Annotated in this window: 14 protein-coding genes; 5 read left to right on the top strand and 9 right to left on the bottom strand. The window is 65.4% G+C overall.

Features of this window, described 5'->3' with window-relative positions; all coding sequences use genetic code 11:
• On the top strand, positions 1-87 hold the full coding sequence (locus ACLQ7E_RS05150) for an IS3 family transposase (RefSeq protein ID WP_411731500.1): 87 nt from the start codon (positions 1-3) through the stop codon (positions 85-87).
• Positions 88-265: 178 nt separating this feature from the next.
• Complete coding sequence (locus tag ACLQ7E_RS05145) at positions 266-748, top strand: hotdog fold thioesterase (protein ID WP_411731498.1); 483 nt, start codon at positions 266-268, stop codon at positions 746-748.
• Between the two features lie 27 nt (positions 749-775).
• Here ACLQ7E_RS05145 and ACLQ7E_RS05140 read toward each other — a convergent pair whose 3' ends face one another.
• Positions 776-1345: a helix-turn-helix domain-containing protein gene (locus ACLQ7E_RS05140; protein WP_411731497.1), complete on the bottom strand. Its 570-nt coding sequence runs from the start codon at positions 1343-1345 to the stop codon at positions 776-778.
• A gap of 126 nt (positions 1346-1471) precedes the next feature.
• On the opposite strand from ACLQ7E_RS05140, the gene ACLQ7E_RS05135 reads away from it, so the two are divergent.
• On the top strand, positions 1472-2281 hold the full coding sequence (locus tag ACLQ7E_RS05135) for an IclR family transcriptional regulator (RefSeq protein ID WP_411731495.1): 810 nt from the start codon (positions 1472-1474) through the stop codon (positions 2279-2281).
• A gap of 83 nt (positions 2282-2364) precedes the next feature.
• Here ACLQ7E_RS05135 and ACLQ7E_RS05130 read toward each other — a convergent pair whose 3' ends face one another.
• From ACLQ7E_RS05130 to ACLQ7E_RS05100, 7 genes are all read right to left on the bottom strand, one after another.
• Positions 2365-2835: a hypothetical protein gene (locus ACLQ7E_RS05130; RefSeq protein WP_411731494.1), complete on the bottom strand. Its 471-nt coding sequence runs from the start codon at positions 2833-2835 to the stop codon at positions 2365-2367.
• Positions 2835-4427, bottom strand: a complete 1593-nt coding sequence (locus ACLQ7E_RS05125) for an acyl-CoA synthetase (protein WP_411731493.1) — start codon at positions 4425-4427, stop codon at positions 2835-2837. Before ACLQ7E_RS05125 ends, ACLQ7E_RS05130 begins: the two co-directional genes overlap by 1 nt.
• A complete protein-coding gene (locus ACLQ7E_RS05120; protein WP_411731492.1) occupies positions 4424-5272 on the bottom strand; it encodes an SDR family NAD(P)-dependent oxidoreductase in 849 nt (282 codons plus the stop codon). The genes ACLQ7E_RS05125 and ACLQ7E_RS05120 overlap by 4 nt, the downstream gene beginning before the upstream one ends.
• Before the next feature lie 69 nt (positions 5273-5341).
• Entirely contained in the window at positions 5342-5887 is a 546-nt protein-coding gene (locus ACLQ7E_RS05115; RefSeq protein WP_411731491.1) for an aromatic-ring-hydroxylating dioxygenase subunit beta, read from the bottom strand.
• A 37-nt stretch (positions 5888-5924) separates the two neighbouring features.
• Positions 5925-7136: an NAD(P)/FAD-dependent oxidoreductase gene (locus ACLQ7E_RS05110; RefSeq protein WP_411731490.1), complete on the bottom strand. Its 1212-nt coding sequence runs from the start codon at positions 7134-7136 to the stop codon at positions 5925-5927.
• A 58-nt stretch (positions 7137-7194) separates the two neighbouring features.
• Positions 7195-7539, bottom strand: a complete 345-nt coding sequence (locus ACLQ7E_RS05105; RefSeq protein WP_411731489.1) for a non-heme iron oxygenase ferredoxin subunit — start codon at positions 7537-7539, stop codon at positions 7195-7197.
• 55 nt (positions 7540-7594) lie between these two features.
• Positions 7595-8965, bottom strand: a complete 1371-nt coding sequence (locus ACLQ7E_RS05100; RefSeq protein WP_411731488.1) for an aromatic ring-hydroxylating oxygenase subunit alpha — start codon at positions 8963-8965, stop codon at positions 7595-7597.
• Between the two features lie 384 nt (positions 8966-9349).
• On the opposite strand from ACLQ7E_RS05100, the gene ACLQ7E_RS05095 reads away from it, so the two are divergent.
• Positions 9350-10678 (top strand): MFS transporter, encoded by a 1329-nt coding sequence (locus tag ACLQ7E_RS05095; protein WP_411731487.1) that lies wholly within the window; start codon positions 9350-9352, stop codon positions 10676-10678.
• A 135-nt stretch (positions 10679-10813) separates the two neighbouring features.
• Positions 10814-11263 (top strand): PaaI family thioesterase, encoded by a 450-nt coding sequence (locus tag ACLQ7E_RS05090; RefSeq protein ID WP_411731486.1) that lies wholly within the window; start codon positions 10814-10816, stop codon positions 11261-11263.
• 15 nt (positions 11264-11278) lie between these two features.
• On the opposite strand, the gene ACLQ7E_RS05085 is transcribed toward ACLQ7E_RS05090, so the two are convergent.
• Positions 11279-11908, bottom strand: coding sequence for a TetR/AcrR family transcriptional regulator (locus tag ACLQ7E_RS05085; protein WP_411731485.1), 630 nt, complete (start codon positions 11906-11908; stop codon positions 11279-11281).
• Positions 11909-12094: the final 186 nt, after the last annotated feature.

The following is a 12094-nucleotide window of genomic DNA, read 5'->3' as shown; positions in this document are numbered from 1 at the left end:
ATCCACTGGTACAACCATGACCGCATCTCGTTAACGCTCGAGTGCCTGAGCCCGATGAAATACCGGGCCCAGGCACTGGCTGCGTAGACTTTTACTTACCGAGTCCAACTTTCGGGGACCAGTTCAGACCGGCGGGGCTTCCGCGTTCCGGCCAACGGCATGGACCCTGCCCCGACCAGGCTCCATCCCCCTAGGCTGGTGAAGATCCTGCGGCCGGCCGAATCCTGCCGCACCACTGAGAGAGCCACTACGGGAGCCACGAAACATGCAGCTTTGGGCGCGGGACATCGGCATCCAGGAACTCAACGACAAGGCCAAGGCCAAGACCAAGACCAAGACCACGTTGAATGCGGCCTTGGGCATCGAAATCACTTCGTTCACTGCGGACACGCTCACCGGGCGCATGCCGGTGGACGAGCACACGATCCAACCGGCCGGAGTGCTGCATGGCGGGGCTTCGGTGGCCCTGGCCGAGACGCTGGCCTCCTGGGCCGGATCGCTGACCGGGGATGCGGCACGCTTCCACGTGGTCGGCCAGGAAATCAATGCCAACCACCTGCGGGCCGGCATTGCCGGGCAATGGGTCCAGGGAACGGCGAGCCCCCTCCACGTGGGCCGCAAGACCCAGGTCTGGGAAATCCGGATCAGCAACGAGGCCGACAAGCTTGTGTGCATTTCACGCTGCACGCTGGCTGTGCTGGAAACACCCGGCCAGTATGCGCGGGCCGAGGAGCGGACCGGGGCCTGACGCACGGGGTCCGATGACGGCGCCGGGTCAGCCTTCGGATGCGAACTGTGCCACGTGCGGCGCGGTGGTGGTGATGTGCAGCAGGGCCTTGCCATCGGGTGTGCCGAAGGCGTGCTCAACATCGGCCGGGAAACGCAGGAAGTCCCCAACGGACAACTGCACCAGCTCGGTGCCATAGCGGATATCGACCCGGCCCTCGATCACATAGACCTGGTGGAGCGATCCGGTGCTCAACGTGGTTCCGTTGGCGTCCTCCAAAGAGGTCCCGACGGCCAGCAACTGGGTGCGCACATAGCCCGATCCATAGATCTGGTCCAGGTCCCGGGTCGGACCCTGCGGCCTGGCGCTCCACTCCCCTTCGGCCTTGCGCCGCATGAGGACGGGAGAACCCCACTCGGTCAGCAGACCGCCGATCCGGACGCTCAACGCACGCGCCACTTCCTCGAGCGTGCCGATGGTGGGATTGCCAAGGCCTTGTTCGATCTTGGACAGGGTCTGCTTTGACACACCCGCGCGGCGGGCCAACTCGCCAAGGGACAGCTCCCGTTCGGTCCGGATGCGCTGGATGTTCCGTGAGACCACGTTGTTCATCGCCATGCATCTATCGTCACTTATAGATGACAATTTGTCATGTTTGACATGCGTCACTTTCCCCACGACACTTGTAACACGCCCGAAAACTCCCCAGTATCTCTCGGGCGGCAACGTTGGAGGTTTCCCGAGATGTCCCTGAGCCCAGTTCAGCAACGCGATGACCGCACTGCAGTGGACAAGGCCATGTCGCTGCTTAACGCCTTCGGCCAGGATTCAGTGGGCGGTGTCGGTGTCAGCGAATTGGCGCGCCGGGCCGATCTTTCCAAGTCAACCGCCTTCCGCCTGCTGGGGATGTTGCAGCGCAACGGGGCGGTGGAGCGGGCGGGCAACGCCTACCGCTTGGGCAAGATGATCCTGAGCCTCGGCGATACCCAGGAATCGGCCGCGCACGGGCGGATGCGCGATGTACTAACGCCCTATCTCGCCGACTTGTATGAACTGACCAAGCAAACCGTGCACCTGGCCGTGTTGCAGGGCACCGACGTCATCTATCTCAACAAGCTCTACGGGCATCTGCAGGTCCGCAGCCCCTCACGGATCGGCGGGATGGCACCTGCCTACTGCACCGCGGTGGGCAAGGTCCTGCTGGCCTTCGACCCCGCGAGCGCCGACGAGGCGCTGCGCAGTGAGATGTCAGCCTGGACCCCGCACACCATCACCGATCCGGAGGTGCTCCGGATAGAACTGGCCACTATCCGCAAGGAACATGTTGGCTTCGATCGGGAGGAAATCCTGATGGGCCTCAATTGCATCGCCGCCCCCGTGATGGGCCCGGGAGGCAAGCCCGTGGCGGCATTGTCGATTTCCGGCCCCACCGGCAAGTTCATTCCCGACTCGCAATCCGAGGTCCTGCGCAAGGTCTGCTATGCGGCCTCGCGCGCCGTCGCAGCGGTCAGCGCACGCCAGCGCCAGCAGCTCCGCCACGCGCAAACCGCGTAGGGATCCCGACAGACAAAAAACCGGCGGGTGTCGTCGACGCGTTCGTACGCGCCGGCGGCACCCGCCGGTCGTGGGGACGCACGCTAGATGGTCGGAACCTCGTCGATGTTCCGCGACTCCTCGAGCACCCAGGCCGGTTCGGCGGTCAGCAGCGCGAACGACCCGCGGTGCAGGTCGACCTCCACCACAAACCTGTACCCGGCCGCCTCGGCGATGCCAATGGCTTCCAGGTCATCCTCCGCGCAGGCCAGGACCAGGCGGCGGCAGGCAGCTTCGGTTTCCATCACGAATTCCGAGGCCAGCTGGATCGCCTCGGCCGGGGCTCCCGCATCGGGAAGCAGCAGCCTGTCGCGCAGGCCCGAGGGGTAGGTGGCGGCGAATTCGGAATCCACGATCCGCATCACGTCCACCGTGGCCACCGGGTTTCCCTCCCGGCGGATCTCAAGCGTGGACTCGTGGCCCGGCGCGGCCGCCACTGCCTCGCAGGTCCATTCGGGACCCAGCGCGTCGGGCCACCTGAGCAAGCCGATGTCATCGTTCTCGTGCCCGGACACTACTTGGCCTCCAACGTGTTGTTGGCCAGCAGGCGCACCGCCGGCTTGTCGAGCTTGCCTGAGCCGTTGCGCGGGACCGCTCCGGTGATGATGAGCCGTTTGGGAAGCTTGTAGCGGGCCAGCAGGGAGGCGGAGAATTCGCGCACCTCCTCGATGCTCGGGACGGTGCCGTCCGCGCAGCTCATGACCGCGACCACGGATTCGCCCCACTGCTCATCGGCCACGCCCACCACCGCGACGTCCAGCACTCCGGGGTACTCCATCAGCGCACGCTCGACCTCGGCCGGGTACACGTTTTCCCCGCCGGTGATGATCATGTCCTTGAGCCTGTCGACCACATACAAGAAACCCTCGGCGTCTCGGTAGCCAATGTCCCCGGAGTGGAACCAGCCATCGGAGAACGCCGACTCGGTGGCCGCGGGATTGTTCCAGTAACGCTTGGTCACGTTCGGGCCCTTGACCAATAGCTCACCGGTTTGCCCGGCCTGAGCCACCTCGACGCCGGAAAGCGGGTCAACGACCTTGATCTGGGTGAACGGCATGGGCACCCCGCAGGAGCCCGGTCGCTGGTGGGTCAGTTCCGCCGGCAGGTAGGTGGCGAAGGGAGCGGTCTCAGTCAGTCCCCAGGCCTGCTGCACCTCAACACCCTTTCCCTGGTACTGGCGCAGCAGGATCGTGGGCACCGGGGCGCCGGCGCAGATCAGTGCCCGCAGGGATTCAAGCCGGGAAGTCTCAAATTCTTCACTCTGGGCCATTGCCGAGAGCATGGCAGGCACCAGGAACGCCTGGTTGACCTTGTACTCCTGGATGTCCCGCAATACCTGCCGAGGGTCGAAGGTGCGCCGCACCACCACGTGGCCACCGCGCACCATGACCCGAATGGTCAGCGCGTTCAGCCCACCGATGTGGAAGAGCGGTGCCACGGCCAGGTTGGTATCCCCGCGGCGGGTATCCACCAGTGAGTCAACGTTGACCGAGTTCCACCAGATGTTGCCGTAGGACAGCTCCACGCCCTTGGGTTGCCCGGTGGTGCCGGAGGTGAACATGAGGATCGCCAGATCATCCTCGTCGGCACCCTGGATGGCGGGTTCCGCTGCGCCTACAAGACGTTCGCGAACCCATGCGGAGGCCGGAACCCACGGTGCGGTGATGGAGCCGGAGACGGGAACCGCGTGGTCATCGTCGATGAGCAGCAGGGCCATGTCCCCGATCGCAACGTCCGCGTAGCCCAGCATGGTATCAATGACGTCCCGGTGCCCGGGTTCAACAAAGAGCGTCCGCGGGGTGCACTGTTCCAGCAGCCCGGCGATTTCGCGCGGAGCCAGGCGGAAGTTCAACGGGACAAACACGACCCCGAGCCACCAGCAGGCGAACATGGTGCGCATGAAGGAGACCGAGTTCAGCCCAAGGTAGGCCACGCGCTCACCGGGCTGCACACCTGCGGCGTGCAACGCGGTGGCCTGCTCGCGGACCTCGGCGAAGAATTCGGCGTAGTCCCACGTTCGATCCTCGTAGGTGAATAGGAGCTGGGTGGGGAAGTAGATGGTTTGGCGTTCGAGGCCAACCACGGGGTTCCGGTCGATGAAGCTCACAGGTCATCTCCTCCAGCTGCCTTGGCGCCGAACCCGCGCACGGCAATGCCGCCGTCAGCGGGAATGATGGCGCCGGTGATATTTCCGGCGTTGGCCTTGGAGGCCAGCAGGACGTAGGACCCGGTGAAGTCCACCGGGTCAACCGAAGCGTGGTGCAGCGGGATCAGCGGGTTGTTCCCGGTGATCTCCGAACGCGCAAACGATTCGCCAATGGTGCGGTTTTCCAGGCCAGTGGAGCTCGGGCCGCTCAAATCGGTGTCCATCCCGCCGACAGCCACGCCATTAACACGCACCTTGGGGGCGAGTTCGTAGGCGAGCTGGGTGACCAGGCCACGGGCGGCGAACTTTGCCGCGGTGTAGACGGGGCCACCGCCAGCCGGGTGGAAGGAGGCATTGGACAGGGTCATGACAACCGATCCGCTGCTTGCAACCAGTTCCTTCCAGGCGGCCTGGACGGTGAGCAGGTAGCCCTTGACATTGATCTCGAAGAGCTCGTCAAAGCTGTCTCCCAGTTCCTTGGCCGACAGCCGGGTCAGCGAGCGGTTGAAGTCCCAGATCCCCGCGTTGGGTACCACGGTGTCGAGCTTGCCGAAGCGGGAGACGACCTGGGTAACGGCTGAGGCCAGCGAGTCGGCGTCACGCACGTCCCCGGCGATGGACAGCATCCGCGAGGGATCCGCCGACGCGTCGACGACGGCCTGCAGCTTCGCAGCATCGCGGCCGAAGATCGCCACGCTGGCTCCCTCGGCGAGGTAGCGGTCTGCCACCGCTCGGCCAATGCCGGAGCCTCCTCCGGTGATCAGGGCGACGTTGCCCTCGAGCCAGCCTGGTGCCGTGGTGCTCATGATCTGCTCACTCTCGTGTTATTCCATTGATGTGTGGGGACTGGAGGGACGGTGCCCCGGCCTGCGGGTCTAGAAGAAGGTCGACAGGTTCTTGGCCTGCAGCACGTTCGCGTCGAAAAGGATTTCGCGCTTGGCGACCTTGAAGCCGCCGTCGGGCTGCACGCGGATCACATCGGTGCGCCCGCCGGCATAGATATCGGTTTCTGTCTGCAGTCGGTTGCGGTAGACCAGGAAGGCGCAGCGGACCGTGAGCTCGTTGTCCCCGGTGTGCCGCACCATCACGTTGGAGATCAGGTGGCGGGTGCGCGAGGGCGGGTCCTCGGCCCAGGCCATGCCCGAGTCGTAGCGGCGGATGCGCCAGGCCAGCGACTCCTTGGTCTCGTCGAAGTATGCGGCCTCGCCGGGCGCACCGATCGACAGGGCGGCCTGGCGCCGCAGCCGGTTGGTGCGCAGCGGGGCGAAGTAGAAGAGGTCCTCGTCGAAGATCTCCAGCCAGTCGGCAAAGCGCCCGTCATCGAGCAGTTCGGCCTCGTTGAAATAGAATTGCGCCACGGCGTGGGTCAGTTCGGCGTCGGCCAGACGCACCTGGAACTCGGTGCCGGTTTCCTTGGTCATGGGGGGTCCTTTGTCTTCGGATCGTTGCCGGGAGCCGCTAGCGGGCCAATTTCTTCAGTTCGGTGGCGGGGTCTGCCAGCGCGAGCACATCGACCTTGATGTTGCGGTCGATGATGCGCCGTGCGGCGCGCACGGTCAGCCCTCCGTCGATCGCGGCGGCCCCGAGCATCAGTCCCTCGTCGTTGAGGCGGAAGGCCGCGATCGGCACCCCGTCGAGCATCCGCACGACGTGTTCCCCTTCCCCGTGCATGGCGCCCACGCCCTCGACGTGCACCCCGTGCCGATCCGACCAGAACCAGGAGGCGCCGTGTACCGGCAGGTCCTGGTCCAGGATCGCTGCGGCCGCCGAGGAACCTGCGTTCATGGCATGTTCCCAGTGCTCCGCACGGCGCAGCAGCGTGCCGTCGGCCAAGCGGGTGCGGGCCGAGTCGCCCACCGCGAAGACTCGAGGATGCGAGGTTTGGCCGCGTTCGTCCACCAGCACCCCGTTGTCGGTGTCAAGGCCGGCGGCCTCGGCCAGCTCGGTGGCGGCGGTGATGCCGATGCCCACCAGCACCACGTCGGCGGCGATGGTTTCACCGGTGGACAGACGCAGCCGATAGCCCTCGGCGCCCTGGGTGATTTCCTCCGGGATGCCGGTGAGCGTGCGCACCTGGTGCTCGGAATGCATGGCGTGCAGGCGGGTAGCCAGCACCTCGCCAATGGCCGGGACCAGCGGGATTTCCACGGGATCGATGAGCGTGACCTCGGCCCCGAAGCCGCGGGCCGAGGAGGCGGTTTCCGCGCCGATCAACCCTGCCCCGACGATGGCCAGGTGGACCCCCGGGGCCAGCAGAGAGCGCAGCGTGTCGGCATCCTTCTTGGTGCGAAGTTCCAGCACGCCGGGAAGATCGCCGCCGGGGATGGACAGGCGGCGGGCGCGTCCTCCGGTGGCCAGCACGAAGCGGTCCGCGGCCAGCACCCTGCCGTCATCCAGCGTCGCGGTGCCCGCCTCGGGGTCCAGCGCGGTGGCGGTGCCGGTGATGACGGTGACGTTGTTTTCCTCGTACCAGTCCGCCGGGGCCAGGGCGATGCCCGCGGCGTCCTTGGATCCGGCGAGGTAGTCCTTGCTCAGCGGCGGCCGGTCATAGGGCAGTCCCTCGGGGTCGATGATGGACAGCGTCCCGGCGAAGCCACGGGCGCGCAGCTCCTTGGCGGCGGTGAAGCCGGAGAGGCCACCGCCGATGATCAAAACAGATTCGACGCTCATCGATTTTTCCTATGTCTTCGGGTGTGCGGGGGGAAGGAATTGCGGTGCGTACCGTCGGCTACGCGCCGACGACGCTCACCGACGGGTAGAGCAGCACGTCGTTGCCTGAAACCTCGACCTTGTGGGTGCGGGCGGCGAGGGTTGCGGGCATGCACAGGACAGAACCTGACTTCAGGCAGAACTTGGCCGAGTGCACCGGGCATTCGACCTCGGTGCCCTCGATCCAGCCGTCGGCCAGCGACGCGGTCTCGTGCGTGCAGATGTCATCCAGGGCGTAGAAATTGCCATCCTCGGCGTGGAAAATCGCGATGTCCACGTCCGTGCCGTTTGCCTCGGCGGTGATGACCTTCGCCTCGCCCTCGTCGATGTCGTCGATGCTTCCGATGTTGATTGCTTCGCTCATGGCGTCCTCCTGGCGTGAAAAGTCTGTGCGTGTTGGTGGCAGTGGATGCCGGGTATCAGGCCTGCTCGCCGGCGGGAACCGGCGCGGGGTGCTCGTGCCAGGCGGGGGTGTTCATCAGCTCGGCCCAGTGCTTGTAGAAGCTGCGGCCCGCGGCGTCCGAGTACAGCTCGGAGGTCTGCCCCGGATACACCCCGTCCTCGCGCTCGGAGCCGATGCCCATCTGGAAGTTCAGCGGCACCGAGTTGGTGACGAAGCCTCCGGAGATCGCCTGGATCTCCGACCAGTTCTCTCCGTCGTCAGCCTCGAAGATGCCCGAGGGGCCGAAGGTGCGCAGGTTGTAGAGGCGCTGGGCGTCCTTGACGTCGTCGGGCATGGACTTGTCCACCAGGATCCAGGCCCAAACCTCGATCTTGTTCGGGCCCTTGGGGTGCCAGATGCGGATCGAGCCGTTGATCGGCAGGTAGGAGAAGGACGGGAAGACCGTGGCGTGGCCGGTGGTCATCGGGCCTTCCACCGCGGCATCCCCCAGGCGTGTCCGCAGCGCGTCGTAGTCGTAGTGCTCGTGCACGGCCTGGGCGTCGAAGCGGGACTTGGGGTGGGTGGGGAATCCGGCGCCGTGGCCGTTGGGCGAGACGAACTGGCGTCCGGGGGTCGCAACGATCTCGGCCTTGGGGCCCTTGCCGGTCGGGGACATGACCATCAGCGCGGAGGCGTGGGACATGTTCACGTGGTACCAGTCGGTGGCGAACTGTTCTGCGGCGAGCTTCCAGTTCCCCTCGAGCTCCCACTTCATCACCCCGCCCATGACCTCGGTGCCCTCGGGGTCGCGATCAAGCATGGCGTCCATGTAGTAGCGCATGTCCCCCAGGGTGTCCTCGAGGTCCTCGGCATCCTTGTCCCAGTTGGCGAAGAGCAGGCCCTTGTATTCGGAGAGGCGCGGCACCTCGATCAGGCCCCACTGCTTCTTGTCGAAGTCCTGGGGGTAGGCCTTTTCGTTCGGCACCGTCTGCAGGGCGCCGGCCAGGTCGAAGGACCAGCCGTGGTACGTGCAGGTGAACATCTTGGTGGCCCCGGCGTCGGCGCGGCACAGCCGCACCCCGCGGTGGCGGCAGGAATTCAGGTAGGCGCGGATGGTCTTGGTCTTGTCCATGGTGACAATGACCGGGTCCTGGCCCATGAAGGTGGTGAAGAAGTCGCCGGGCTTCTTAAACTGGCTGGTGTGCGCCAGGAAGAGCCAGCTGCGGGCAAAGATGCGGCGCATTTCCTGGTCGTAGATCCCCGTGTCCGTGTAGATGGACCGGTCAATGAGACCGCCCTCGGCGTCGACCAGGGCCGAGACGTCGATGTTCTTCGGGGCGTGCTCGGGACCGCGCATCTTGCCGATGGCGGCATTGGCCTCAGAGGGGCAGTTGTCCGTGGTGCTCATGTGGATCGTTTCCTCCTGGGCGTTCGCCGCCCGACGGATGAGGGTGGTGTGTGGTCTTGGCCTCAATCACACCTGAGTTCGGGGCAAAGAGCCAATGACCGTGCCGAACCTTGGTACGCGCCATGCTGTCAACACGGTCAGCCTGCGCATTTGTGCCCCCTCACGGGCCATGTCCTCGGTGCCGGCCCTCGGTGGATGCGCCCCGGACCCCGCGAGGACATGCTGAGGTTCGGCCCAGCCCCAACAAACGGCAACCACGTCCGGTTCGGGCGCGGAGCAAGGCGCGATTGCCGTTCCACTCTGCGGCACGCTGCTTAGTTTTTTGGGCAAGAGCGCGTCCATGCTTCCATGTGACACAACTCGCAAACTCACCACGGAGTCACCATGGCAACGCATTCCCGCACCGGGCTGGACACAACACAGCAACAACCCGAGGTAACACCCAAGGCAACACGCCGGGCACTGGTATCCAGCTTCCTGGGCTCGACGGTCGAGTACTACGACTTCCTGCTCTACGGCTCGGCCGCCGGACTGGTCTTTCCCCACCTGTTCTTCCCGGAGACCATGGACCCGGGGCTGGGAACCGCGCTGTCGTTCGTGATCCTGTTGGCTGGCTACATTGCCCGCCCCGTGGGCGGCGTACTCTTTGGCCACTTTGGTGACAAGTTCGGCCGCAAGAACATCCTGTTCATCACCCTGATGATGATGGGCCTGGTCTCGGTCTGCATCGGCTTGATGCCGACCTACCACACCATTGGTGTCGCGGCCCCGCTGCTGCTGGTGTTGCTGCGCGTGATCCAGGGCCTGGCCGTTGGCGGCGAATGGGCCGGCGCCACGTTGATGGCCGCCGAGCACGTGAAGGAAAAGAACCGCGGCTTCGCAGCTTCCATCGCGGTGACCGGCGGACCGACCGGCGCCGTGCTGGCCACCTTGATCCTGGGCCTCTTTGCCGGCCTGCCCGAGGAAGCATTCCTGGCCTGGGGCTGGCGCATCCCGTTCCTGCTCTCCGCGGTGCTGGTGATCATCGGCCTGTACATGCGTTACCGCGTGACCGAGTCCCCCGACTTCCTCAAGGCCAAGGCCGAAGGGGCAACCCACACCGGGATGCCGTTGGCCCGCGTGCTGCGCGACTACCCGAAGGAAACCATCTTCGGCATCCTGGCAGTGGCCGGTCCGCTCTTCATGCAGGCCATGCTGGCGATCTTCATGGTCCCCTACGTGGTGGCAAGCGGCGCGGTGGACCGGCAGACCGCCCTGATGATGCTCACGGCATCCTCGTTCGTGCACATCTTCGCGATCCCGTTCTTCGCCTGGCTCTCGGACCGCTTCGGCCGCCGCCCGGTCATGCTCGCCGGCGCACTGATTTCCGTGGCCCTGGTCTTCCCGATGTTCGCGCTCTTCAACTCCGGGGTCTTCTGGATGGTGGCCCTGGGCTTCATGGTCGGCAACCCGATCATCCAGGCCTCGATGTACGGACCGATCGGCGGCTTCCTGGCCGAGAAGTTCGACACCGAGTCCCGGTACACCGGCGTCTCGCTGACCTTCCAGATCGGCTCGGTGCTCGGCGCAGGCATGGCCCCGCTGATGAGCCAGTGGCTGGTGAAGCTGGGCAACGGCGGCGGAACCAACAACATCGCCTGGTACTTCATCTTCCTGATTGCCGTCGGCGCCGTGTGCGTATTCCTCTCCAAGGAAACCCTCAAGCGCAAGTAGTCCACCACCCGCGGCACCCCGCCACCCGGCGGTTGTGCTGCCAGATGGCACCCGGTTATCCCGATCGGGTGCCATCGATGGTTAAGGTGGGAACCAACAACCCCGCACCCCCCTTTATCTGGAGGCACAAGCACCATGGCACTACCGGCAACCCTGTCCGAGTTCACCGCGCGCTGGGACAAGTTCCGCGATTCGCTGGGATTCGAGGACATCACCTTCACGCTGCGCCTGTCCCCGCACGCTGTCACGGAGGACTCGATGAGTTTTTCGATGCCGTTGTGCGACGGTCTGGCACAGGCCAATGGCATGTATGCCGCCGCCGCACTCTTTGGCGCAGCGGACATCACCGGGACCTTCCTGGCCATGAACGCCTACGCGGATGCCGGGCAGTTCCCGCTGGCCGTGCAGTCGAACGTGAACTTCATGTCCAACTCCAAGTCCGGCCCGGCGGTTGCCACAGCCCGCATCCTGCGCGGCGGGTCCTCGGTGGTCGTGGCCGAGGTGCAGGTCGAGGATGCGGATGCCAAGGTGCTTGTGCACAGCACCTTCACATACGTGCTCAAGGAACGCCGACTGGGCAAGTAGTCTTTGCCGAATGGGTCAGAGGGAAACCGGATGCAGCAGCGAGCCGAACACCGCGCTGGCCCGAACCACCGCGGATTGCCAGTCGCGCGCGAATTCCTCCGGGTCCTCGGTGAAGGCGTAGCGGGTGATGGTCCCGGCCAGCAGCACCAGGGCGTGCTGCGCGCCGGGATCACTCGGCAATTCGTGGGCCAGCAGCGCCGCCTGGTGCGGCTTGAGCCGCTCGATCAGCGCGGTGGCCACCAGTTGCTCGGCCGCCTGCACGTGGACGTGGGTGCGCCGGCGTAGCTCGGGAAAGGCGCGCACCATTTCGCGCCGCCTCCGGAACCCCTCCCCGGCCTGCGTGCTGGTGTTCAACACCGCCGCCAGGAGCTTGGCGGTGCGTGGCAGCACCGCCTGCCTCGAGGAGACGAAATCCTCCCAGTCCCCCTCCGGAAGCCAGGGCTCGCGGGTGCCCAGCACCGCGTCCTCCTTGGTGGGGAAGTAGTTGAAGAAGCTGCGCCGCGAAACTCCGGCCGCCGCCGCGATGGCATCGACCGTGGTCGCCGCCAGGCCCTTTTCCAGCACCAGTAACACCGCAGCCTCGTGGATCTGCGTCCAGTGACGGTTCCGCCGGGCCACCCGCACTCCCCCATTTTTCTCATCCATCCCTGAATTATGCACTAGTGCACGTTTTGTGTCCATGGGTCCGATCGCTGTTTTCGCGGCAACCACGGGACATTCCCGAATACCAATGAATGAATCGTGCCGCTCAATGGAACAGTCGCGTGCCTTCGTACGGCGCGTGGGATGGAATGAAAGCAAGCAAGATCTTCTAGCCGCCAATCGAATGGA

This window comes from Paeniglutamicibacter sp., assembly GCF_046714615.1.
GTDB lineage: Bacteria > Actinomycetota > Actinomycetes > Actinomycetales > Micrococcaceae > Paeniglutamicibacter.
The sequence above is the reverse complement of the archived record's forward strand: the minus strand, read 5'-3'. Positions and strand labels throughout refer to the sequence as shown.